This window comes from Massilia oculi (assembly GCF_017582745.1).
In the GTDB taxonomy this organism is placed as follows: domain Bacteria; phylum Pseudomonadota; class Gammaproteobacteria; order Burkholderiales; family Burkholderiaceae_D; genus Telluria; species Telluria oculi_A.
In genome coordinates this window covers 86,263-108,862 of record NZ_JAFVIM010000021.1, presented here as the reverse complement: position 1 = coordinate 108,862, position 22,600 = coordinate 86,263, and the positions used below count along the sequence as shown (strand labels likewise).

The window sequence follows — 22,600 nt, the reverse complement described above, 5'->3', positions numbered from 1 at the left end:
AAGGCATTACAATCTGGCAACTACTGTAAAATCAGCGCGGACATCGCGCGCCTGCCATTGATGCAAGTCACTCCTCCCCGCAAGCAAGCCTTGCTGCGCTTTCTCCTGTCGGTGTTCCTGGTCCTGGTGGTGGTGTTCTGCACCACCGAAGTCAAGCGCTATGGCGACTTCCTCGAATACGGCCTGACCACGGTGGCCGTCGCCGAGCACGGCACGCCCTACATCGTGGCCAGCGACGTCGAGCGCATGATCGAACTCACGCCGCAGAACGAGGTCGAGTTTCGCACCGTGCTCGGCACGATCCGCGACCGGATCAACGCCGGCGAGCAAGTCCCGATCCCCGGCCTGCTGCTGTCCGAGCGCGGCCACTACATGTCGATCCACTTCGTCGGCTATTCGATGCTGACGGCGGTTCCGTTCGTCATCCTCGACGGCATCGGCGTCAATCCGTGGAAGGCCTACCAGGTGATGAACTACCTGCCGCTGCTGGCGCTGGCCGCGGCCTGCTACCTGCTGCTCGGCTCGGCAAGGCGCGCCTGGGTCGGCATCGCCCTGTTCGTGCTGTGCGGCGCGCTGCCCTACCTCAACTGGACCAGCCCGGAAGTGTTCACCATGGGCTCGCTCCTGGCGGGCCTGATCCTGTTCACCATCGGACGCCCGATCGCGGGCGCGATCCTGGTCGGCCTGGCCGCGACGCAAAATCCGCCGCTGGTGTTCTTCGGCCTGTTCGCACCCTTCATCCGCACGGGCTGGCTGATCGTCTCGGAAGACCTGGCGTGGCAAGCCGCGCTGCGCCGTGTCGTCAACTGGCGCAATGTCATCGCCTGCGCGCTGCAGATGGGGCTGTCGGTGGTGCCGATGCTGTTCAGCTTGTGGGAGTTCCACGAACCGAGCCTGATCGCCAAGTTCTCGACCGACCCGGCGCTGGTCACGCCAGGCCGCCTGGGCTCGTTCTTCTTCGACCCGAACCAGGGCGCCATCATCGCCTTCCCGGCCGTTACCCTGCTGCTGGCGTGGCTGCTGTGGCAGCGGCGCGCGCAGCGCCCGCTGTGGCACCTGGCCGCGACCGTCGGCCTGATGCTGGCGCTGGCGATTCCGGCGCTGTCCACCGTCAACTGGAATTCCGGCGCCTCGGGCCCGATGCGCTATGTAGTGTGGGGCGCCTCGCCGCTGCTGTACCTGGCGCTGGCCTGGCTGGCCCTGCAGCGGCGCTGGCCGCTGGCCCTGATCACGGCGGTGCTGGTGCTGCAGTTCGGCGCCATGTGGCACGCCAAACGCTACGAATACACCTGGTTCAGTCCGCTGGGCCAGTGGGTGCTCGAAACGGCGCCGTCGTGGTACAACCCGGATCCGGAGATCTTCTACGAACGCACCACCCACCAGGACGGCTCGTTCAGCGTGGATGGCGTGATCGCCTATCCGAGCGCCGAACAGCCGCTCAAGACCTTGTACAACGTGCGCAATCCAACAGCGCATGAGACCCTGTGCGGGCCGGGACGCAAGCTGGACGAGACCGACGTGGTGGTGATGGGCCAGGGCTGGCGCTATATCAACGGTTCGCCGGTGTGCGCGGCGGCGGGCGGCTAGCGACGGCATGGCCGCACGCGGTCAGGCGCTGAGCGCCGCCGCCCCGGCGCGTGCCGGCGCGCGCAGCTCCCTCACCTCCCGCGCCTCCTCCTGCCAGCCGTCGTCGGCGCCGTAGCGCATCAAGGGCCGCCGCACGGGCGCGGTGAAGCAGTAGCCCTGGCCGGCGACGTTGACCAGCCAGGGGCAATCGCCCCCGCCACCGAGCACCTTGCGCAGATTGACGACCTGCGCGCGCAGGTTGACGTCTTCCACCACCGTGTTCGGCCACACGCCCTGCATCAGCGCGCGCTTGCTCAGCACCTCGCCGGCGTGGGTGGCCAGCAGCACCAGCAGGTCGAAGGCCCGGCCGCCAATCGCGACCGCCTGCCCGTGGCGCCGCAGGCGCCGGGCCGCCGGCACCAGCTCGAAATCCAGGAATATCAGTGTTTCATATCCAGGTCCGCCTTTCATCTCGCTCTCCCTCGCTGATTGACAATGCCGCCCCGACGCCATGTGCCATCCCGCAACTTGTATTGATTTGTAACCGGGAGGCGGCATAATGGGAGGATAGCGGTCACATTCCACCTCCAGCAGGCCCGATCGGGGGGGAACGTGACGACAATCGCCAATACAATCGTTCAGGAAGTTCATGGGAAGGTCCACCGTCATTTTCGCGCCGGGCATGCGCCGCGCCGGCGAACCGCAATGAGCGAGCGCGCGACGCCGCCGATCCGGGTCCTGCTGGTCGACGACCATCCCTTGATGCGGCGCGGGATCGCGGGCGTGCTCGAGGACGAGCCGGACATCGCGATCGTGGCCGAGGCCGACGACGGCTTCAAGGCCCAGGAACGCTACTTCGACCTGCTGCCCGACGTGACCCTGATGGACCTGGCGATGCCGCGCTGCGGCGGCATCGAGGCGATCCGCGCGATTCGCGCCAGGGACCCGCAGGCCTGCATCATCGCCGTCACCACCTATGCCGGCGACGGCCAGGTGCAGCGCGCGCTGGAGGCCGGCGCCTCGGGCTACGTCCTCAAAAGTTCGCTGGGCACGGGCGTGGCCGACCTGGTACGGGCGGCCCACGCCGGCCGCCGGGTGCTGGCCCCGGACCTGGCCCAGCGCCTGACCCAGGCCAGGCCGGAACAGCTGACCGCGCGCGAACGCGACGTGCTGGCCCTGGTCGCCCAGGGCCTCGGCAACCGCGAAGTGGCGCGCGCACTGGGGATCGCAGAAGAGACGGTCAAGGGTTACCTGAGCAATGTGCTGCAAAAGCTGCAGGCCAGCGACCGCACGCACGCGGTGGTGATAGCGCTGCGGCGCGGGATGCTGGACTGAGAAGCGCCATACACCTCTGTGGCGCCCCGGAATGAAAAAAGCCACCTTGCGGTGGCTTTTTCCATGCTACTTGGCGGAGAGCGTGGGATTCGCCTACATCCTGCAGGCCGCGGCATCGCGAACCCGCGATGCCCTTCGAATCCCCACACATAGGGCGCGCAGGCGCCCTACTCCTCTGTGACGTTCCGGAATGAAAAAAGCCACCTTGCGGTGGCTATTTTCATGCTACTTGGCGGAGAGGGTGGGATTCGAACCCACGGTACGGTCACCCGTACGCCTGATTTCGAGTCAGGTACATTCGACCACTCTGCCACCTCTCCTGAATCGGTGTTGCGTGGTCGCGTAAGCGAGGCCGCATTATAGCGGACGCCTGGCGAAAACTGCAAGGCATGCGCGCCAGGAAAAATTTTTATGCCGGCGGGCCGTTCAGCCGCAGATTCCAGTCCTCGATCCTCCCGCTCGCCAGGCGCCGCTCGAAGGTCATGCGCCAGCGCTCCGCCAGCGGCGCCAGTCGGGCCGCCTTCTCCCACTCGTCACGCAGGCCCGGCGCCTGCGCATCAATCGGGAACATGGCCGCGATCGCGCGCGCCAGTGGCCATTCCGGACATGGCCGGTCGACCAGCTCGAACGCATCGCCCACCGCCAGCCAGCCTTCGCGCAGCACGCGGTAATACCAGCCGGTGCGCCCGCTGGCCTGCAGCGCCAGCGCCGCATCGGGCCGCCCGAAACGCAGGTTGACGCGAAAGCACGGCTGGCGCCCCTGCGACACCTGCACCAGCGTCTCGCCGACCCGGAACACGTCGCCCACGTGCACCTCGCGCTCGCTCATGCCGACGGTCGACACGTTTTCGCCGAACGCCCCGGCCAGCCAAGGCACCGGGCTGTCCGGATACCGGGCGCGCCAATGCGGATAATGCTCGAACGCGTAGTGGTGCAGCGCCTTCTCGGGACCGCCGTGGTAGACGCGGTCGCCCTGCTCGTCGCCCTCGAGGCCATCGAGCGCCAGCCATAAAGCGCCCTGGCGCGCCTGTTTGCCGATGCCGCTCAACACCTCGAGCGTGCCTGGCGTGCCGATCATGCGCGCGCGGCCAGTCAGCAGCGTCGCGATCGGGCGCGGTCGGAATGCTTCCATGCTTGTTCCCTCAGGCGAAGATGGCCCAGTTGCGCTGCTGCGTGACGGGATCGGTCGGTTCGTGCTCGGCGCAATCGATGCGCAGGAAGGAAATCGGCAGCGGCGCACCCACCAGCGCGCAGTGGTGCGGCACCTCGGCGCCCGGGTATTTATTGGCCTCGAAGTGGCGGCACGACAGGCAGGCGCGCAGTTCGGGGAAGCGGTCGGTCTTCTGCAGTTCGGCGATCAGCTTGAACAGGCCGGTGAGCATCTGCACCTGCTGGCCGGACGGCAGCCGCGAGGCCGCATTGTCGGCGAACGACAGCGCGTGGCCAAGGCGCTCGGCCACCCGCTCGCCGTCGGGCGTCAGGTGCAGCGCGGTGGCGCGGCCGTCGTCCTCGGCGCGCGCCTTGCGCACCAGGCCCTTTCCCACCAGCGCGGCCACCGAATCGCTGGCGCTGGCCGCCGAGATCGAGAGCTGCCTGGCGAGCCACGACAGGCGTACGCCGCGCGTACGGTGCTGCAGCAGGTGCAGGATCTCGGCCTGGGCCGGATTGAGGCCTTCGCTGGTCGAGACTTCCCACATGCCGGCGCGCAGCACCGTCGCGATGCGGCCGATGGCGGTGACGATGCGGGCGGAAACGTCGGGCGTGCTGTCCCAGGGGGTTTCGGGTTGGATGTCCATGTGCTTCAGGATAGCAAAGCACGCGGGTTTGTCAAGGAGTCCTAATTAGGATTCGTCCCGTGCAGCGAGTCCAGGCGCCGCACGAAGTCGCGCAGCACGATCCGGTACAGTTCGTCGCCGAGCACGCTGTCCTCGGCGCCGGCATCGATGTTCGGATTGTCGTTCACCTCGATCACCACCGGCCCGCGCGGCGTCATCTTCATGTCCACGCCATACAGGCCGTCGCCGATCAGGTTGGCCGCCCGCAGCGCGTAGTCCAGCAGCTCGGGCGGCGCTTCGTCCAGCGGCACGGCGGCCGCCATGCCGAATTCAGCCTTGCCGCTGGCGTCGCGTTTGGCGACCTGCCAGTGGCCTTTCGACATGAAGTATTTGCTGGCAAAGATGGCTTGCCGGTTCAGCACCCCGATGCGCCAGTCGAAATCGGTGTACAGGTATTCCTGCACCAGGATCAGGGCCGACTGCCGCAGCAGTTCCTGCGCCACGCGCCGGAATTCATCCGCATCGCGCACCTTCACGACGCCGCGCGAAAAGGCGCCGTCCGGGATCTTCAGCACCATCGGATAGGCGATCCTGGCCTCGATGGCGGCCAGCGCGACGGCATCGGCCTTCTGCAGGGTCAAGGTGAGCGGCGTGGGGATGCCGTGCCGCCGCAGCAGGTCGGCCAGATACACCTTGTTGGTGCAGCGCAGGATCGAGGACGGGTCGTCGATCGCCACCAATCCCTCGCTCTCGGCCTTTTTCGCGAACAGATAGGTGTGGTGGTTGATGGCGGTGGTCTCGCGGATGAACAGGGCGTCGAACTCGGCCAGGCGCGAAAAATCCTGGCGTGAGATTGGCGCCAGCTCGAGGCCCAGTTCGCGGCCCACGGCGACGAAGCGCGCCAGCGCGCCCGGATTGCTCGGCGCCAGCTCCTCGTGCGCGTCATGCAGCATGGCGATGCGATAGCGATAGCGGCGTGCGCCTGGTGCGCGTCGCGGCAAGCCTTCCCAGGCGGCCGCCAATGCGGCGCAGGCGCTGCGTTCCGTGTCGCCCAGGCTGCCGGCGCCCTGCATCCGGATCGCGGCGATATGCCATGCGTCGCCGCGTGCGAAGTCGACCCGCAGCAGCGGCGCCGGGAAGGTGTCGAAGATGCTGCGCGCCAGGCCGGCCAGCGGCGTGTAGTCGGTCATCCCGAAACGGATGTCGAGCGAGAACGCGACCGGCATCGGCACCCCGCCGGCGCCGAGCGCCTCGTTCAGCGCGCGGTCGAGTTCACCCGTGTCGAGGGTATAGATCGCCTTGCGCGACAGGTCGTTGATGGTCTTCACCGACGGCAGCACCTGCTGCCCCCTGGCCTGCGCCATCAGCGAGCAGTAGTAGCCGACCGACAGGTATTTGTAGCTGCCGCACAGGTTGATCACCAGGGCGCCGTCGTCCGGCGCGCTCGCCGCCAGGAAGTCGTCGGCCTCGATCACGGTGCAATCGCCGTCGGGCGTGCGCCAGTCGCGCGCGTGGTCGACGACCACCAGGCGGCGCGTTCGCGCCTCGCTGTCGGGATCAGACTCGGAACAATTCGTGGAGTGCGTGGTCATGGTGGCGATGCCGGAGTTGGGTTGCCCGCCACTCTAGCGGCGCAGCCATAAAAACCGTATAAAGAACCGCCCTACTCATGGCAAGCGAGTGTAAACGCCCACAGGTCGACGTCGCGGGTCGCGCCGCCGACGCGCCAGCGGGCAGGCAGGCGTCGTTCGCGGCGAAAGCCGAGGCGCGCCAGCAGCGACTGCGACGCGACGTTGTGCGGCGTGACCTCGGCCTCGATGCGTTCCAGTCCGAGGGTCGCGATGCCATGTCCCAGCAGGGCCTGCAGCGCCTCGCGCGCCATTCCCCTCCCCCAGTACGGCGCGGCCAGCAGGTAGCCGAGCGTGGCGCGCCGCTGTTCGGGCGCGATGTCGTACAGCGCGCAGCTGCCGGCCAGGCGGCCATCGAAGCGCGTTTCGATCGCCAGGTGCAGCGCGCGCCCGCTGGCCAGGTCGCGCCGCGCCTCGTCGATCGCCGCCTGCGCCTGCGCCAGCGCGGTCCAGGGCGGATGGATCCAGTGGCGCATTACCTCGGCATCGGCGTACAGCGCCAGCAGCTCCGGCGCATCGCCTGGGCGCAGTGCGCGCAGGCGCAGGCGCTCGGTGGAAATCACAGGAAAAAGAAGGTCGGGCATGGCGACTCCAGGATTGATCGGGGATCGGCACCTTATCCCGGCAAGACGGATCGCGGTAGCGCGCATTTACACTGCATTGACCTGCCCTGCCCTGTCTTTTTCCCTGTTTTTACGGCCGCCCCGCTACGCTTGCCGTCATCGAACCTGGACTGGAGGCCACCATGATCATCGCCATCGTCAACCAGCATGGCAATCCCGACCGCAGCGTCATCGCGCGCAATCTCGCGGTGCTGCGCGCGCGCAGCGGGCGCCGGGTGTGCCTGATGAATACCGCACGCGACGACGGCTGGGGCGCCGAGCGCGGCGCAGCGGCAGTGCGGCCCTGGATCGACACGCGCCAGGTCGGCAGCCGCGCGATCAAGACGCGGCTGGCCGCGCTGCGCCCGCTGTTCAACGACATCCTGGTCGACGCCGGCGCGCGCGACACCGAGGAATGCCGCTGCGTGCTGGCCTCGGCGCGGCTGGTGGTGGTGCCGGTGCGCGGCGCAGAGATCGATCTCGATTGCCAGTACCGGCTGCTGGCACGCCTGAACGCCGCGCGCGCCTTCAATCCCGGCATGCGGGTGCTGTTCGTCGCGGTCTGCGGCGCCAAGGGTCCCCTGGTGGAAGAGCGCGCGGCCGTGCTGGCGCACGTGGCGCGCGTGCAGGACGCCAGCCTGGCCAACGTCGTCCTGCACCGGCCGGCCGCGCATGACTATGGTCCCGGACGCTGCGTGAGCGACGCCGAAACCTGCGACCCCGAGTCCGCCGCCGAGATGCACGCGCTGTACGACGAGGTGTACGCCACCTTGCCGAAGCTGTCGACATTGCCGGTGGCGCAACTCGGGGCGGCGCACGCACTGTGGGGATGAACAACATGCACATCCGGCGCGCCACCCTGGACGACGTCGCGGCGCTGGTCGGCATCGAGGACGCCAGCTTTCCCGGCAACCGGCTCGACCGGCGGCGCTTTCGCTACCTGCTCGCCAGCGCGCATGGCGCCCTGCTGGTCGACGCCGATGACGACACGTCCTTGCGCGGCTACGTCCTGCTGCTGTTTCGCGCGAACTCGACGATCGCGCGGCTGTATTCGATCGCGACCCACCCGGCCCACCTGGGCCGGGGCGTCGGCGCGCGGCTGGTCGATGCCGCCGAACGGCAGGCGCGCGCGCTGGGCTACACCTGCCTGCGGCTCGAGATCCGCGCCGACAATGCGGCCTCGCTGGCGCTGTTTCGCGGACGCGGCTACCGCGAATTCGGCCGCCACGCCGCCTACTACCACGACGGCATGGATGCGCTGCGCCTGCAGAAGCCGCTCCCGCTTACTGGTTGACCTTGCCCGGCAGGCTCAGGTTGCTTGATGCGACCTTGAACACGTCGGCCACGCAGACCAGCGGATTGTGCACGCTCTCGTTGATGCGCAGGGCCGCGGTCACGCCGTCGAAGCTGGCCGCATTAAGCGCGCCGATGTCGTCGAACGGCACCTTCACTTCGAGCGTGTCGCCCTTGAAGACCGGGCTGTAGGCCGGGCTGTCGATCAGGATCGGCAGGCCGGGCCAGGTCTTCGGCAGCTTCGGCTTGGCGCCTTCCGGGATGTCGACGATCTTGAGCGCGTCCTTGCCGCAGGCGGCATCCTTGGTCAGCACCACCCAGTGCGAGTGCCACAGGTCGCCGTCGTTATCGAGCTTGCCGTCGCCGTTCTCGTCGTACAGCGGGGTGTCGTCGAAATCCGGGTGCGAGGTCACGGCGAAGGCCAGGATGCCGGCGCCGCGCTCGAAGCCCACGGTCGACGGATCCATCGTGGTCGGCCACACGTAAGAAAACACCTTGCTGCCGGCCAGCTTGCCGGTCTTGGCTGGCTTCGATGCGCCGGCCTTGCCCGAGACCGACACGTGGAAGGTCGCGATATTGCCCTCGGTCGTGATCTTGGTGTGGTGGATGTCGAATGGCGCTTTCACGCCTTTGGTCGGGGCACTCTTGATGCCGCCTTTGTGGTCACCCTGGTGGGCGAAGGCGCCGAGCATGGTCAGCGACAGGGCTGCGGCAAGGGTGGTCTGGATCAGTTTCATATCAGGTTCTCTTTCTTGTTCTGCGGGTGAATCGAATCGTTCGATGGTGGCCGGCGGCGCCCCGCTCCCAGGGCGCGCCGCACCGACGCGGTTACTTTTGCTGTTGCTAGCGCACGCTGCAGGCGTCGCCGTCGCAGCCCGCGGCCTCGACGGGTTCGGCCAGCAGCCGGCCGATCAGCGCGCCGACCTGCATGTCCTCGACCCGGCCGAACAGGCTGTGACGCAGCACACCCTGGCGGTCGAACAGCAGCAAGGTTGGCGTGCCGCGCAAGCCATAGCGTTCCATCGTGCGCGGCACCGGTCCCGTGTCGCTGGCGCGGTCGATGCCGACCGGGAAGCCGATGCGGTACTCATGGACGAAGGCTTTCAAGGCGCCCTCGTTCATGGCGTCGTGGTGTTCGAACACCGTGTGCAGGCCCAGCACCGCGACCTCGTCCTGTCCGAACAGCTGGCGGATGCCCTTGGCCTGCGGGATGCCGTGCGAGACGCAGCCCGGGCACAGCATCTGGAAGGCGTACACCGCCACCACCCGGCCGCGCAGGGACGCCAGCGTCGGCGCCTGCGTGGCGTTCAGCCAGCCGCTGACCTCGAACTCGGGCGCGGGGGCGTTGTGGAGTGGCGCGTTCATTTTGCGCGCAGCTTCACGCCAGGGAAGTCGACCGGCACGTCGAAGGCCACGTTCACGTAGTTGGTGAACAGGTTGAGCGCAACGTGGGCCATGATCTCGACGATCGCACCGTCGTCGAAACCGGCGTTGCGCAGGGCCTGCACCTCGGTCGCGTCGACGTGGCCGCGCTTCTCGACCACGGCCAGCGCGAAGCGCAGGGCGGCGGCGGTCTGCGGGTCGCTCGACTGGCCGGCCTGGGCTTGCGCCATCTCCTCGAGCGTGGCGCCGGCTTTCCGGCCGAGTGCGGTGTGGGCCGCCAGGCAGTAGTGGCACTCGTTGCGGTCGGCGATCGCGACGGCGATCTGCTCGCCCAGGCGGGCGCCGATGGTGCCGCCGCCGAGGGCGCCGAACGAGCCCCACATGCTAGTCAGCGCTGCCGGCGAATTGGCCACGCCACGGAACATGTTCGGCACGACGCCGAAGGCGCCCTTGATCTGTTGCAGCAGTTCGCCGCTGGCGCCCTGGGCGGTGGTCGGGTTGACGAGTTCGATACGGGACATGATGTTTCCTTTCAGTCGATTGGCCGGGTCGAAGGGTGCGGCCACATCACCCATTTACAAAGGAGTCCTAACTATTAGCTTTAAAAAAAGGCAGTCATGCCGCCGACCTCGCGACGCCCGGCATGCGGCGGCATGCGCGGGACGTCCTGCTTCTTTACTGCCTGGATGCTGCGGTGTCGGCTGCCTGGCTGCCTGAGAACACAGGATAGCAGTTGCTGGGATAATGTCAAGGACTCCTAACTAAAAATCTTCAAATACCTTCATCGTGGCGGGCGATGGCCAGGGCCACGCCTTCGCCGTAGGCCGGGTCGCACAGGTTGCAGTTGGCGATATGGCGCGCCTTGACCTCGCTCGAGGCGCCCGCGATGGCGCGCGCCGTGTTCTCGAACAGCAGGTCTTGCTGGGCCGGCGACATCTTCCTGAACAACAGCGCCGGCTGCGAATAATAGTCGTCGTCGACGCGGTGGTTCCAGTGGTCGGCCGCACCTTCAAGCGATAGCGGCGGCTCGCGAAAGTCCGGCTGCTCCTGCCATACGCCATGGCGGTTCGGCTCATACGCCGGCGTGCCGCCGCGGTTGCCGTCGACCCGCATGGCGCCGTCGCGGTGATAGCTGTGCACCGGACAGCGCGGCGCGTTCACCGGGATCTGGTGATGATTCACGCCCAGCCGATAGCGCTGCGCGTCGCCATACGAGAACAGGCGGCCCTGCAGCATCTTGTCGGGCGAGAAGCCGATGCCCGGCACCACGTGGGCAGGGCTGAATGCGGCCTGCTCCACTTCGGCGAAGTGGTTCTCGGGGTTGCGGTTCAGTTCCAGCACGCCGACCTCGATCAGAGGATAGTCCTCGTGCAGCCACACTTTCGTCAGGTCGAACGGGTTGTAGCGATACGTGGCCGCCTCTTTCTCGGGCATGATTTGCACATACATGGTCCAGCGCGGGAAGTCGCCGGCCTCGATGCTGTCGTACAGGTCGCGCAGGTGGCTTTCGCGGTCGCGGCCGATCAGGGCCGCGGCGCGCGCATCGTCCAGGTTGGCGATGCCCTGCTGGGTCTTGAAGGTGAACTTGACCCAGAAGCGCTCGTTGTCCGCGTTGATGAAACTGAAGGCGTGGCTGCCGAAGCCGTGCATGTGGCGGTAGCTCTTCGGGATGCCGCGCTCGCTCATGACGATCGTCACCTGGTGCAGCGCCTCGGGCAGGCTGGTCCAGAAATCCCAGTTGCTGTCGGCGCTGCGCATGCCGGTGCGCGGGTCGCGTTTCACGGCGTGATTCAGGTCGGGGAACTTCAGCGGGTCGCGCAGGAAGAAGACCGGCGTGTTGTTGCCGACCAGGTCCCAGTTGCCCTGCTCCGTATAGAACTTCATGGCGAAGCCGCGGATGTCGCGTTCGGCGTCGGCCGCGCCGCGCTCGCCCGCCACCGTCGAAAAGCGCATGAACAGCTCTGTCTTCTTGCCGATTTCCGAGAACAGCCGCGCCTTGGTATAACGCGTGATGTCGTGGGTCACGGTGAAGCTGCCATAGGCGCCGGCGCCCTTGGCATGCATGCGGCGCTCTGGAATCACTTCGCGGTCGAAGTGGGCCAGTTTTTCAAGGAACCAGACATCCTGCAGCAACAGGGGGCCGCGCGGCCCCGCGCTCATGGTGTTCTGGTTGTCGACGACGGGTGCGCCTGCGGCGGTGGTCAATGTATTCATCAAGGTCTCCTTGGATGGTGGGGTTGCTTTGCTTTCGCTCTGCGTTGAAACTGGAGATAAGATTAGGACACCTAATTTTTTTGGGCAAATTGAAAATTGCTCTCGCAGCGATTGGAAAAATAAAACGCCGCAGGCTGTAACGAGTTGGCCGGTACGCCGACTTAACGGCACCAACCATCAAACAGGAGTCCAATATGAACACCACACTCGCCGCAGCCGTGCTGGCGATCGGCGCCGCCGGCGCCCCTCTCGCACAAGCCCAGGACACCAGCCCCGCCGGCCTGGTCGACGCCCTCAACGGCACCTTCGGTTCGCACGCCGGCATGCGCGCCTCGCACGCCAAGGGCTTCTGCGCGGCCGGCGAATTCCAGCCCGCGAAAAGCGCGCGCGACTTCGCCGACGGTCCGCTGTTCGGGAAAAACAGCGTGCCGGCCAATGTGCGCTTCTCGGTCGGCGGCGGCAATCCGAAGGCCTCGGACAAGAGCCGCAGCGTGCGCGGCATGTCGATGCGCGTGGCGGGCGCAAACGAGACCTGGGACCTGCTCCTGATCTCGGAGCCGGCCTTCTTTGCCGCCACGCCGGAATCCTTCGTCAGCTTCCTGCAGGCGCGCGTGCCGGATCCGGCCACCGGCAAGCCCGACCCGGCCAAGATTGCCGCCCACAACGCGGCCCATCCGGACGGCACGCGCCAGCCGGCGCTGCTGGCCGCGCATGCGGCGCCAAGCTCGTATGCCAGCACGCCCTACTTCTCGAACAACGCCTTCGTGTTCAGCGGCCGCGGCAAGAAGGTCCAGCATGCGCGCATCGTCGCCGAACCTTTCGCGCCGGTACAGTTCTTGAGCGCCGACGAAGAAAAGGCCCTGCCCGACCTGTTCCTGCAGGACGAACTGGCCACGCGGCTGGGCGCAGGCCCCGTCGGCTTCACGCTGTATGCCCAGCTGCCGGCCGCCGGCGACTCTCTGCTCGATCCGAGCACCGTGTGGCAGGGCGCCGGCAAGGTCGAGCTGGGCCGCCTGCTGGTCAAGGGACAGGCGCCGCACGATGCCTGCAACGGCGTGGTCTATATGCCGCTGGCGCTGCCCACAGGAATCGCAGCCAGCGACGATCCGATCCTGCACGCGCGCGGCGCCGCCTACGCGGTCTCGCTGTCGCGCCGCCTCGCGCAATGATGGACGGGTCGCGCGATCCGTGGCAGGCCCTGGCCGGCGAGCGCCCCTTCCTGCTGCGCCTGGCGCGCCTGCAACTGGGCAGCCAGGCCGATGCCGAAGACGCCGTCCACGATACCCTGGTCGGCGCGGCGCGCGGCTGGAACGGCTACGCCGGCCGCGCCACCCTGCGCAGCTGGCTGACCGGGATCCTGCGCCACAAGATCGTCGACCTGATCCGCAGCCGGCGTCCCGGACCGATTGCACAGACGCCGGCCTGCGCGTCCGATGGCGAGGACGAATTCGACGGCCTGTTCACGGTCGATGGCGCCTGGCACCCCGACACCTTCGTCGACACCATGTGCGGCGCCACCCTCGCCGCCCAGCGCCAGCTGCTCGACATCGTCGAGCTGTGCATGCGCCGCCTGCCGGAGGACACGGCGCGCCTGTTCCTGATGCGCGAATACCTGGGCATGGAACTGAAGGAAATCGAAGAGCACTGCATGCTCACCAATGCCAACCTGCGCGTGGTGCTGTACCGCGCGCGCATGCGCCTGCGCGAATGCACGGTGCGCAGCTGGGGAGAACCCGAATGACCGACACCACCGATACCACCAGCGCGATCACCTGCCGTGACACCACCTGGCTCGTCTCCGGCGCGCGCGACCAGCCACTCACGCCGCACCAGGCACGCCAGCTGGCCGCGCACCTGGCCGGCTGCGCCGCCTGCCAGGTGGCGTCGCGCCAGTTCGCCCAGCTGTTCGCGCAGCTCGACACCCTGCTCGCGCGCGATGCGGCGCCGGACGATGCTTGACAGGGCGCGCCATTGAATTATCATTAGGAATCCTAATCATATCGAGGCAATCATGACCCCGCTCCCCTCCCCATCCTCCGATGCCGGCGCGCCCATCCTCTATCACGACGGTTGTCGCCTGTGCCTGGACATCGCGCTCACCCTCGGCGCCGCCATTCCCGGCTTGCGGGTGGTCGACCTGTGCCTGCATCCAGGGCTGGTGCCGCAGGCGAAGGAACGCGGCGTGATCGAGTTGCCCAGCCTGGTCATCGGCGCCAAGGTGCTGCCGGTCGCGCCGCATTCCACCCTCGCGCATACCCAGGCCTGATGGCGACCCCGATCACCATCCGCGCCCGGGATGGCTACCTGCTCGAGGCGGACCGCTTCGAGGCCCAGGGACGGCTGCGCGGCCACCTGGTCGTGGCCGGCGCGACCGCCGTGCCGCAAGGTTTCTACCGGCGCTTCGCCGAGCACGCGGCAGCGCGCGGCTATGCGGTCACCACCTTCGACTACCGCGGCATCGGCCGCTCGGCCCCGCCGTCGCTGGCAGGCTTCGGTGGCGATTTCCTGGACTGGGCCCGGCTCGACCTGGCGGCGGTGATCGATTCGGTGCCGCACGACGCCGCCCCGCTGCTGCTGGCCGGCCACTCGTTCGGTGGCCAGGCGCTCGGCCTGCTGCCGAACCACGCGCGGGTCGCAGGCCTGGCCGCCTTCGGCACGGGCGCGGGCTGGCATGGCTGGATGCCGCCGCTGGAGCGGCTGAAGGTGCACTTCCTGTGGCGCGTCGCCGGTCCCTGGCTTGTTTGGCGCCACGGCTACCTGGCCTGGAGCCGGATCGGCATGGGCGCCGACGTGCCGCGCGGCGTCTACCGCCAGTGGAAGGACTGGTGCCGCTTCCCGCGCTACTTCTTCGACGATCCGGCGATGCGCGAGACCGCGCTGGGCTTTGCCCGCGTGACCACGCCGATCATCGCCTGGAATGCGCTCGACGACCGCTGGGCGCCGCCGGCCTCGCGCGACGCCTTCATGGCCGGCTACGACGGTGCGCCCGTGAAGGCGGTGAACGTCGCCGACCTCCGGCTCGGCCACATGGGTTACTTCAAGCCGCAGGCCCGGCCCTTGTGGGATGCGGCGCTCGACTGGTTCGACACGCTCGTGGCCGCAGGCGCCCGCTAGCGGATATCGACCCGCTGGTGCGGCTCGAACTCGTGATAGATGTCTGGTTGGTGCAGCGGGATGTACATGTGCAGGCGTTTGCCGCGGTGGAAGACGCCGCGCAGCGCATTGCAGGCTTCCCAGGCGCGCTCGTAGGAATCGGCGATGTGCAGCACGGCCCACGGGCTGTCGGGCGAACCTTCGCGGATCATCTCGACGTGGCGGATGTGGAAGAACGGCGCGAAGCTTTCGACGATGGCGGTTTCGCAGGCGTCGCCGTGCAGGCCGGACAGGATGACTTTCATGGTTGCTCCAGGGTTCAGGCGATGATGTTCAGGCCGCCGTCCACATAGACGGTGCTGCCCGTCAGGCGGCGCGCGAAATCCGAGGCGAGATAGGCGCATACCTGGCCGACGTCGTCGATGTCGACCAGTTCTCCCAGCGGCGAACGCGCCACCGCATCGCTCAGCAGCAGGTCGAAATCCTTCAGGCCCGAGGCGGCGCGCGTCTTGAGCGGCCCCGGCGAGATGGCATGCACGCGGATGTCGCGCGGTCCGAGTTCGTGGGCCAGGTAGCGGCAGCTCGATTCCAGCGCCGCCTTCACCGGTCCCATCACGTTATAGTTCGGCACCACCTTGTCGGCGCCGTGGTAGCTCATCGCGAACATGCTGCCGCCCTGCGTCATCAAGGGCGCGGCCAGCTTCGCCATGCGCACGAAGGAGTGGCAGGACACGTCCATCGCCTGCAGGAAGCCGTCCAGCGAGCAGTCGAGCAGGCCGCCCTGCAGGTCGGCCTTCGGCGCGAAGGCGATCGAGTGCACCAGGATGTCGAGCCGGCCCAGTCGCGCCAGTTCGGCGAACAGCGCTTCCAGCTGCCCCGGCTCGCGCACGTCGAGCGGCAGCAAGCGCGCGCCGAGCTGCGCGGCCAGCGGTTCGACGTGCGGGCGCGCCTTGTCGTTCAGGTAGGTCAGCACCAGCTCGGCGCCCAGCGCATGGAACGATCTGGCGCAGCCCCAGGCGATCGAATGCTCGTTGGCGACGCCGACCACCAGCGCGCGCCTGCCTTCCAGGATGGGATGATGGTGCATCATGCGGTCTCCAGCAGGTCGAGGGTATGACGGGCGATCATGAGCTCTTCGTTGGCCGGCACCAGCCATATCGAGACCCGGCTGGCCGGCGCGCTGATGCGGGCGACGCCGGGCGGCGGCGCGCCGTTCAGGCCGGGATCGAGTTCGGCGCCGAGCCAGGCGGCGCCCTCGCAGACGGCGGCGCGCAGGCGCGCGCTGTTCTCGCCGATCCCGCCCGAGAACACCAGCGCATCCAGGCCGCCCAGCGAGGCCGCCAGCGAACCGAGCTCGCGGCCGATCCGGTAGACCAGCAGATCGATCGCCAGTTGCGCGCGCGGATCGCTGCTCGCCTCCAGCGTGCGCATGTCGGACGACAGGCCGGACACCCCCAGCAACCCCGATTCCTGGTACATCAGGCGCTGCACGGCGGACACCTTCATGCCCAGTTCCTCGATCAGGTAGATCACCACGCCCGGATCGAGGGCGCCGCAGCGCGTGCCCATCGGCAGGCCGTCGACGGCGGTGAAGCCCATGGTGCTGGCCACGCTGCGCCCGCCGCGCATCGCGCACATGCTGGCGCCGTTGCCGAGGTGGGCAGCGACCACCCGCGCCCCGGCCAGCGCGGGCTCATGCTCCGGCAAGGTGGCCGCGATGTATTCGTAGGACAAGCCGTGGAAACCGTAGCGGCGGATGCCCAGGTCGGTGATCTCGGGCGGCAGCGCGAAGGCCTGGGCCAGCGCCGGCTGCGCCGTATGGAAGGCGGTGTCGAAGCAGCCGACCTGCGGCAATCCGGGCGCCAGCGCCATCAGGGCGCGCACCGGCGCCAGGTTGTGCGGCAGGTGCAGCGGCGCGAGCGGCACCAGCCGCTCCAGGCGTTCGAGCACGGGATCAATCAGGCGTTGCGGGCCGCTGTAGTCGACGCCGCCGTGCACGATGCGGTGGCCCACCGCTCGCACGCGGTAGCCATCGAGTTCACGCTCGGCGAAGTCGATCAGGAAGGCCATGCCGGCGTGGTGGTCGAGCGCGTCCGGCCAGGTGTGCTCGCCGACCGTGGCGCCGCCGGCGTCCTGGGCGATGAAGCGGGTCGCGCCACGGTACAGGTTCTCGATCCGGCCCTTGAAGGCCAGCCCCAGGTCGGGCAGGCGGTGGACCGAGAACTTGATGCTGGACGAGCCGGCGTTGATGACGGCGACGCAGTCGCTGGCTCCCATCTCAGCGCCCCGCCAGCTGGGCGCTGGCCAGTTGGTGGCGCGCCAGCAGCACCGCCACCGCGCACGAGGCCAGGCGCGCCGCGACCGTGTCGGCGCGGCTGGTGAGAATCAGCGGCACGCGGGCGCCGAGCACGATGCCGGCCGCCGCCGCGCCGGCCATGAAGCTCAGGCTCTTGGCCAGCATGTTGCCGGCTTCGAGGTCCGGCGCCACCAGCACGTTGGCGCGGCCGGCCACCGGCGACACCAGGCCCTTGACGGCGGCGGCCTGCAGGTCGATCGCATTGTCCATCGCCAGCGGGCCGTCGAGGATCGCGTCCGTGATCTGGCCGCGGTCGGCCATCTTGCACAGGGCCGCGGCGTCGATCGTCGACGGCATCTTGTCGCTCACGGTTTCCACCGCCGCCAGGATCGCCACCCGCACGCCCTCGAAGCCGAGCACCCGGGCCAGGTCGATCGCGTTCTGCACGATGTCGCGCTTGGCCGCCAGGTCGGGGATGATGTTGATGGCGGCGTCGGTGATGATCAAGGGCTCGCCGCGGCCCGGCACGTCCATCACGAAGCAGTGGGAGAGGCGCCGCGCCGTGCGCAGGCCGGTAGCGCCCGACACCACGGCGCCCATCAGTTCGTCGGTGTGCAGGCTGCCCTTCATCAGCACCGATGCCCTTCCCTCGCGCACCAGTTCCACAGCGCGCGCGGCCGAAGCGTGGCTATGCTCGGTATCGAACAGGGCCAGCGCGCCGATGTCGAGGCCGGCCGCGTCGGCCGCAGCGTGGATGCGCGCTTGCGGGCCGACCAGCAGTGGCGTGATCAGGCCGATGCGCGCCGCATCCAGGGCCGCCTCGATCGCGTAGCGGTCGCAGGCATGCGCCACCGCCACCGTGACCGGCCCCTGCTCGCGCGCGGTGGCGATCAGCCGGTCATAATAGGGATGCGTGGTGTTCACCGGTTCCATGGCTGTCTCCTCGTGCTGTGACCGCAAGATGGTAGCATTAGATGGTACCAAAGCAACGGTTTTATGCTGCATTGCAGCAGAACTTAATCTGGCTTAAGAAAATCCGAGGCCGAATGACGATGAACGCAATCGATGCCCGGGCCAGCAGCCTGGTGCTGGTCGACTACCAGGCCCGGATGATGCCGGCCATCCAAGGCGCGGACGACGTCGTCGCCAGGGCGCAGGTGCTGGCGCGCGCTGCGGCGCTGCTCGAAGTGCCGGTGCTGGGGACGGAGCAGAACCCCGACCGTCTCGGCCCGAATACCGATGCACTGGCGCGGCTATGCGTGCAAACGGTGGCGAAGACGCATTTCGACGCCTGCGCGGATGGCCTGCTGGCGGGGCTCGACGCGCAGGCGCCCGGACGCGGGCAAGTGGTGCTCGCCGGCTGCGAAGCCCACGTCTGCCTGCTGCAAACGGCGCTCGGCCTGCTGCGCGCCGGACGAGAGGTATTCGTGGTGGAGAACGCCAGCGGCTCGCGCCGCCCGTCGGACCACGCCGCCGCCATGCGCCGCCTGCGACATGCCGGCGCGACCATCGTGACCCACGAGATGGTGCTGTTCGAGTGGCTGCACGATTGCCGCCATCCGCACTTTCGCGAGGTGCTGGCGCTGGTCAAGTCCGAGCCCGTCAGCGCTCACCAGTAGCCGAGGACCTTCCACCAGGCGCCGCCGACGATGGCGAACACCGCCAGCTCGAACACGCACATGATGAAGCCGATGCGCCACCACGCCCCCATCGTCACGTAGCCGCTGCCGAAGATGATCGGCGAAGTGCCGGTGGCGTAGTGGGTCAGGGTCATCATGATGGCCGAGGCGGCGGTCATCATCAGCAGGAACAGGACCAGGTACTCGCCCGGCACCAGCGCCGCGCCCACCGACAGGAAGGCGAACATCATGGCGCTGATGTGGGCCGTGGTGCTGGCGAACAGGTAGTGCGAGAACACGAAGGCCAGCACCAGCACGGTCGCCGCCGCACCCCACCCCATGCCGCTGGCGGCGATCGCATCGCGCATGCCGTTCGACGTCCAGGTGATGACGCCCAGTTTATTGAGCTGCTCGGCCAACATGACGAGCGCGCCGAACCAGATCAGCGTATCCCAGGCGCTTTTCTCGGACAGCACATCGTCCCAGTCGAGAGTGCCCGTGATGATCAGGGTGAACAGGCCGAGGAAGGCGACCACGGTGGGATCGAGCGTGAATGCAGGCCCGAATAGCATGGCAGGCACGTTCGCCCACAGCACCAGCAGCAGGCCAAAGGTGCCGAGCATGACCTTCTCTTTGGCCGACAAGGGTCCCATGCGCGCCAGTTCGCTGCGCGCGAAATGCACCGCATCCGGCGTCTTCTTGAGTTCGGGCGGCGCCAGCAGGTAGACGACGAGCGGCATCAGGAACAGGCAGACCAGGCCCGGCAGCACCATGCACAGGGCCCAGGTGGTCCAGCTCAAGTGAAAACTCTGGCCGCTGGCGCGGGCGACGAAGTCGACCACCAGCGGATTGGGCGCGGTGGCGGTCAGGAACATCGCCGATGTGATCGGATTGGCGTGGTAGTTGACCAACGCCAGATAGGTGCCCACCTTGCCCTGCGTGCCCTTGGCCGGGTCGGAATCGAAGGCGCTGGCAATCGACTTCATGATCGGGTGCACGATGCCGCCGCCTCGCGCGGTATTACTGGGCGTGAACGGCGCCAGCACCAGTTCGCACACGGCCAGGCCGTAGCCGATGCCGACCGTGCGCTTGCCCAGCAGCGCGATGAAATGCAGCCCGATGCGGTTGCCCAGGCCCGTCTTCTTGAGGCCGCGCGAGATCAGCACGGCGACCACGATCAGCCAGATGAGCGGGCTCGAAAAACTGCTCAGGGCGTCGGCCATGGCGCCCTTCGACGAGCCGGACGTCACCTGCGACAGCGAGACGATGACGATGGCCATCAGCGCCATGACGCCGATCGGCATCACCTTCAGGATGATGGCGACGATGGTGGTGAGGAAGATGGCGACCAGGCCCCAGGAATCGGGGTTCAGCCCCTCGGGATGGGGCAGCGCCAGTAGCGTGAAGAGGACGGCGGTGGTGACGAGGGCGGGAACCAGGCGGAACGGCACTGCCTGGTTAAAGTAACGAAACATGGCCTGCAATTGCGACAGCATGACGATTCCTTCCTAACAGTACAACCAGATAACGACAACTGGTTAATATGTTAGCAGAGGAATGTTGCATTGCATCAATTGTTGACCGCGATGGTCAGGAACACCGCCGCTGCACAGCGTCTGGCGGTGGGCAAGCGCTGCCCGGCGTGTCGATCCCGCAGGGAACGCCGGCGCAGCAGTTCTCGGTGAGAAAACCGACCAGCCCGCTCATCGTGTCGAACTGCGCCGTGTAGATGACGAAGCGCCCTTCCTGGCGTGCCGTCACCAGGTTGGCGTGAACCAGTTCCTTCAGGTGGAAGGACAGCGCCGACGAGGCGATGCCCAGTTCCTCGCCGATCTTCCCGGCTGGCAGTCCCGCTGGACCGGCCTGGATCAGCAGCCGGAAGATCGCCAGCCGCGATTCCTGGGCCAGGGCGGCGAGCGCCGCCAGTACCTGTTTCGTTTCCATCCTCGACATTCCAGTTGAACCATTTCAGTGCCTCGATTATAGTCGAGGCATCATCTCAATATCTATTGAAATATTGAGATCAACTCCGACACCATCCACTTCCATGAACTTCCTGTTCCTTTGCACCGGCAATTCCTGCCGCTCGATCCTGAGCGAAGCCGTATTCAACCATCTCGCCCCGCATGGCTTCGAGGCCATCAGCGCCGGCAGCCAGCCGATCGGCCGACTCAACCCGGATGCGGTCGCCCTGCTGCGCCGTCACGGCATCGCGGTCGACGGCTATGCCAGCAAATCCTGGCACGACCTGCCGCTCACGCCGGACGTGGTGGTGACGGTCTGCGGCAATGCCGCCGGAGAGACCTGCCCGGCCTACCTCGGCGACGTGGTGCGCGCGCACTGGGGACTGGCCGACCCGAGCGAGGTAACAGGCACGCCAGCGGAAATCGCGGCAGCCTTCGAGGCCACCTACGCGATCGTGCTGGCCCGCGTCCAGGCGCTGTTCGCATTGCCGCTGGCCGAGCTGGCGGGCGACCGTGCAGCGCTGAAGGCAGCGCTGGACCGCATCGGCGCATGCTGACCGCCTCGCTCATCTTCGTCGCCACGCTGGCGCTGGTGATCTGGCAGCCGCGCGGCCTGGGCATCGGTTACAGCGCCGCCGGCGGCGCCGTCGCCGCCCTGCTCCTCGGCGTGGTCCAGCTGTCCGACATCCCGGTGGTCTGGAACATCGTCTGGAACGCCACCGGCGCCTTCGTCGCCGTGATCGTCATCAGCCTGCTGCTCGACCGCGCCGGTTTCTTCGAGTGGGCCGCGCTGCACGTGGCGCGCTGGGGCAAGGGCGATGGCCGGCGCCTGTTCGTCCTGCTGGTGCTGCTCGGGGCCCTCGTTGCGGCGCTGTTCGCCAACGACGGCGCGGCGCTGATCCTGACCCCGATCGTGATCGCCATGCTGGCCGCGCTGCGCTTCCCGCCGCGCGCGACGCTGGCCTTCGTGATGGCGGCCGGCTTCGTCGCCGACACCGCCAGCCTGCCGCTGGTGGTGTCGAACCTGGTCAACATCGTCTCGGCCGACTACTTCGGCATCGGCTTCGCGCGCTACGCCGCCGTCATGGTCCCGGTCAACCTGGTCTCGGTGGCGGCGACCCTGGCCATCCTCTACCTGTTCTTCCGCAAGGATATCCCGCGCCACTACGACCTCTCCCAGCTGCGCCGGCCGGCCGATGCGATCCACGACCGCGCGACCTTCGTCGCCGGCTGGTGGGTGCTGGCGCTGCTGCTGGCCGGCTTCTTCTGGCTGGACGACGCCGGCGTGCCGATCAGCGCCGTCGCGGCCGGCGGCGCCGCCATTCTGCTCGTCGTCGCCGCGCGCGGCCACCGCATCCCGACGCGCGCGGTGCTAAGCGGCGCGCCTTGGCAAGTGGTCGTGTTCTCGCTCGGGATGTACCTGGTGGTGTACGGCCTGCGCAACGAGGGCCTGACCGACGGCCTGGGCGCCCTGCTCGAGCGCTGCGCCGCCTACGGCGTCTGGGGCGCGGCGCTGGGCACCGGCTTCATCGCCGCGGCCCTGTCATCCATCATGAACAATATGCCGACGGTGCTGGTCGGCGCGCTGGCGATCGACGCCACCGCCACGGCCGGCGCGGTGCGCGAGGCGATGATCTACGCGAACGTGATCGGCAGCGACCTGGGACCCAAGATCACGCCGATCGGCAGCCTCGCCACCCTGCTCTGGCTGCACGTGCTGGCGGCCAAGGGCATCCGTATTTCGTGGGCCTACTATTTCCGCGTCGGCTTGGTACTGACCTTGCCGATCCTGCTGCTCACGCTGTGCGCGCTCGCGCTGCGTTTGGGCTGAA

At 67.8% G+C, this 22,600-nt stretch carries 27 protein-coding genes and 1 tRNA gene; 12 read left to right on the top strand and 16 right to left on the bottom strand.

Going from position 1 to position 22,600, the window contains the following annotated elements; genetic code table 11:
- The first annotated feature begins 90 nt into the window (after positions 1–90).
- Positions 91–1,587: a hypothetical protein gene (locus J3U95_RS21465; RefSeq protein WP_208280681.1), complete on the top strand. Its 1,497-nt coding sequence runs from the start codon at positions 91–93 to the stop codon at positions 1,585–1,587.
- 21 nt (positions 1,588–1,608) lie between these two features.
- Here J3U95_RS21465 and J3U95_RS21460 read toward each other — a convergent pair whose 3' ends face one another.
- Entirely contained in the window at positions 1,609–2,037 is a 429-nt protein-coding gene (locus tag J3U95_RS21460; protein ID WP_208280680.1) for a winged helix-turn-helix domain-containing protein, read from the bottom strand.
- 234 nt (positions 2,038–2,271) lie between these two features.
- Here J3U95_RS21460 and J3U95_RS21455 point away from each other — a divergent pair, with 234 nt between their 5' ends.
- Positions 2,272–2,901, top strand: a complete 630-nt coding sequence (locus J3U95_RS21455; RefSeq protein WP_229520005.1) for a response regulator — start codon at positions 2,272–2,274, stop codon at positions 2,899–2,901.
- Between the two features lie 230 nt (positions 2,902–3,131).
- Here J3U95_RS21455 and J3U95_RS21450 read toward each other — a convergent pair.
- The 5 genes from J3U95_RS21450 to J3U95_RS21430 all read right to left on the bottom strand — a co-directional run bounded on the left by J3U95_RS21450 (position 3,132) and on the right by J3U95_RS21430 (position 6,888).
- Positions 3,132–3,221, bottom strand: a tRNA-Ser gene (locus tag J3U95_RS21450).
- A gap of 89 nt (positions 3,222–3,310) precedes the next feature.
- Positions 3,311–4,033, bottom strand: a complete 723-nt coding sequence (locus J3U95_RS21445; protein WP_208280679.1) for an MOSC domain-containing protein — start codon at positions 4,031–4,033, stop codon at positions 3,311–3,313.
- A 10-nt stretch (positions 4,034–4,043) separates the two neighbouring features.
- A complete protein-coding gene (locus J3U95_RS21440; protein WP_208280678.1) occupies positions 4,044–4,697 on the bottom strand; it encodes a MarR family winged helix-turn-helix transcriptional regulator in 654 nt (217 codons plus the stop codon).
- Between the two features lie 41 nt (positions 4,698–4,738).
- Positions 4,739–6,268 (bottom strand): RimK family ATP-grasp domain-containing protein, encoded by a 1,530-nt coding sequence (locus J3U95_RS21435; RefSeq protein ID WP_208280677.1) that lies wholly within the window; start codon positions 6,266–6,268, stop codon positions 4,739–4,741.
- Between the two features lie 71 nt (positions 6,269–6,339).
- A complete protein-coding gene (locus tag J3U95_RS21430; RefSeq protein ID WP_208280676.1) occupies positions 6,340–6,888 on the bottom strand; it encodes a GNAT family N-acetyltransferase in 549 nt (182 codons plus the stop codon).
- A gap of 161 nt (positions 6,889–7,049) precedes the next feature.
- Here J3U95_RS21430 and J3U95_RS21425 point away from each other — a divergent pair, with 161 nt between their 5' ends.
- Together J3U95_RS21425 and J3U95_RS21420 are read left to right on the top strand one after the other, a co-directional pair.
- On the top strand, positions 7,050–7,739 hold the full coding sequence (locus tag J3U95_RS21425) for a hypothetical protein (RefSeq protein WP_208280675.1): 690 nt from the start codon (positions 7,050–7,052) through the stop codon (positions 7,737–7,739).
- The gene (locus J3U95_RS21420; protein ID WP_208280674.1) at positions 7,736–8,200 is read left to right on the top strand and encodes a GNAT family N-acetyltransferase; all 465 of its coding nucleotides are present in this window, start codon (positions 7,736–7,738) and stop codon (positions 8,198–8,200) included. The genes J3U95_RS21425 and J3U95_RS21420 overlap by 4 nt, the downstream gene beginning before the upstream one ends.
- Here the strand turns inward: J3U95_RS21420 and J3U95_RS21415 are convergent.
- The 4 genes from J3U95_RS21415 to J3U95_RS21400 form a co-directional block, all read right to left on the bottom strand.
- Complete coding sequence (locus J3U95_RS21415; protein WP_208280673.1) at positions 8,190–8,936, bottom strand: hypothetical protein; 747 nt, start codon at positions 8,934–8,936, stop codon at positions 8,190–8,192. The genes J3U95_RS21420 and J3U95_RS21415 overlap by 11 nt on opposite strands.
- A gap of 106 nt (positions 8,937–9,042) precedes the next feature.
- Entirely contained in the window at positions 9,043–9,564 is a 522-nt protein-coding gene (locus tag J3U95_RS21410) for a redoxin domain-containing protein (RefSeq protein WP_208280672.1), read from the bottom strand.
- Positions 9,561–10,103 carry a carboxymuconolactone decarboxylase family protein gene (locus tag J3U95_RS21405; RefSeq protein ID WP_208280671.1) on the bottom strand — a complete coding sequence of 181 codons (543 nt, stop codon included), beginning with the start codon at positions 10,101–10,103 and terminating at the stop codon, positions 9,561–9,563. The genes J3U95_RS21410 and J3U95_RS21405 overlap by 4 nt, the downstream gene beginning before the upstream one ends.
- Positions 10,104–10,353: 250 nt before the next feature.
- The gene (locus J3U95_RS21400) at positions 10,354–11,796 is read right to left on the bottom strand and encodes a catalase (RefSeq protein ID WP_208280670.1); all 1,443 of its coding nucleotides are present in this window, start codon (positions 11,794–11,796) and stop codon (positions 10,354–10,356) included.
- Positions 11,797–11,990: 194 nt separating this feature from the next.
- Here J3U95_RS21400 and J3U95_RS21395 point away from each other — a divergent pair, with 194 nt between their 5' ends.
- Genes J3U95_RS21395 through J3U95_RS21375 form a run of 5 tightly spaced genes read left to right on the top strand, consistent with a single transcriptional unit; the run spans position 11,991 to position 14,910 of the window.
- On the top strand, positions 11,991–12,965 hold the full coding sequence (locus tag J3U95_RS21395; protein ID WP_208280669.1) for a catalase family peroxidase: 975 nt from the start codon (positions 11,991–11,993) through the stop codon (positions 12,963–12,965).
- Complete coding sequence (locus J3U95_RS21390) at positions 12,962–13,537, top strand: sigma-70 family RNA polymerase sigma factor (RefSeq protein ID WP_208280668.1); 576 nt, start codon at positions 12,962–12,964, stop codon at positions 13,535–13,537. The genes J3U95_RS21395 and J3U95_RS21390 overlap by 4 nt, the downstream gene beginning before the upstream one ends.
- A complete protein-coding gene (locus J3U95_RS21385) occupies positions 13,534–13,755 on the top strand; it encodes a zf-HC2 domain-containing protein (protein WP_208280667.1) in 222 nt (73 codons plus the stop codon). Before J3U95_RS21390 ends, J3U95_RS21385 begins: the two co-directional genes overlap by 4 nt.
- A 52-nt stretch (positions 13,756–13,807) precedes the next feature.
- Positions 13,808–14,062, top strand: coding sequence for a hypothetical protein (locus tag J3U95_RS21380; protein WP_208280666.1), 255 nt, complete (start codon positions 13,808–13,810; stop codon positions 14,060–14,062).
- Positions 14,062–14,910, top strand: a complete 849-nt coding sequence (locus J3U95_RS21375) for an alpha/beta hydrolase family protein (RefSeq protein WP_208280665.1) — start codon at positions 14,062–14,064, stop codon at positions 14,908–14,910. Before J3U95_RS21380 ends, J3U95_RS21375 begins: the two co-directional genes overlap by 1 nt.
- Here J3U95_RS21375 and J3U95_RS21370 read toward each other — a convergent pair.
- From J3U95_RS21370 to J3U95_RS21355, 4 genes are read right to left on the bottom strand one after another with little or no spacing between them, the layout of a single operon-like run.
- A complete protein-coding gene (locus J3U95_RS21370; protein WP_208280664.1) occupies positions 14,907–15,194 on the bottom strand; it encodes an RNA-binding protein in 288 nt (95 codons plus the stop codon). The two genes, J3U95_RS21375 and J3U95_RS21370, sit on opposite strands and share 4 nt — an antisense overlap.
- Before the next feature lie 14 nt (positions 15,195–15,208).
- A complete protein-coding gene (gene fabI, locus J3U95_RS21365; RefSeq protein WP_208280702.1) occupies positions 15,209–15,976 on the bottom strand; it encodes an enoyl-ACP reductase FabI in 768 nt (255 codons plus the stop codon).
- On the bottom strand, positions 15,976–17,166 hold the full coding sequence (locus J3U95_RS21360) for an acetate/propionate family kinase (RefSeq protein ID WP_208280663.1): 1,191 nt from the start codon (positions 17,164–17,166) through the stop codon (positions 15,976–15,978). The genes fabI and J3U95_RS21360 overlap by 1 nt, the downstream gene beginning before the upstream one ends.
- A gap of 1 nt (position 17,167) precedes the next feature.
- On the bottom strand, positions 17,168–18,118 hold the full coding sequence (locus J3U95_RS21355) for a phosphate acetyltransferase (protein WP_208280662.1): 951 nt from the start codon (positions 18,116–18,118) through the stop codon (positions 17,168–17,170).
- Positions 18,119–18,231: 113 nt separating this feature from the next.
- Here J3U95_RS21355 and J3U95_RS21350 point away from each other — a divergent pair, with 113 nt between their 5' ends.
- Positions 18,232–18,804: an isochorismatase family protein gene (locus J3U95_RS21350; RefSeq protein ID WP_229520004.1), complete on the top strand. Its 573-nt coding sequence runs from the start codon at positions 18,232–18,234 to the stop codon at positions 18,802–18,804.
- Here the strand turns inward: J3U95_RS21350 and J3U95_RS21345 are convergent.
- The gene (locus J3U95_RS21345) at positions 18,795–20,300 is read right to left on the bottom strand and encodes a DASS family sodium-coupled anion symporter (protein WP_208280661.1); all 1,506 of its coding nucleotides are present in this window, start codon (positions 20,298–20,300) and stop codon (positions 18,795–18,797) included. The two genes, J3U95_RS21350 and J3U95_RS21345, sit on opposite strands and share 10 nt — an antisense overlap.
- A 94-nt stretch (positions 20,301–20,394) precedes the next feature.
- Positions 20,395–20,748 carry an ArsR/SmtB family transcription factor gene (locus tag J3U95_RS21340; RefSeq protein WP_208280660.1) on the bottom strand — a complete coding sequence of 118 codons (354 nt, stop codon included), beginning with the start codon at positions 20,746–20,748 and terminating at the stop codon, positions 20,395–20,397.
- 103 nt (positions 20,749–20,851) lie between these two features.
- Here J3U95_RS21340 and J3U95_RS21335 point away from each other — a divergent pair, with 103 nt between their 5' ends.
- Both J3U95_RS21335 and J3U95_RS21330 read left to right on the top strand, forming a co-directional pair.
- Positions 20,852–21,325: an arsenate reductase ArsC gene (locus tag J3U95_RS21335; RefSeq protein ID WP_208280659.1), complete on the top strand. Its 474-nt coding sequence runs from the start codon at positions 20,852–20,854 to the stop codon at positions 21,323–21,325.
- Complete coding sequence (locus J3U95_RS21330) at positions 21,319–22,599, top strand: arsenic transporter (protein WP_208280658.1); 1,281 nt, start codon at positions 21,319–21,321, stop codon at positions 22,597–22,599. The genes J3U95_RS21335 and J3U95_RS21330 overlap by 7 nt, the downstream gene beginning before the upstream one ends.
- The last annotated feature ends 1 nt before the right edge of the window (position 22,600 follow it).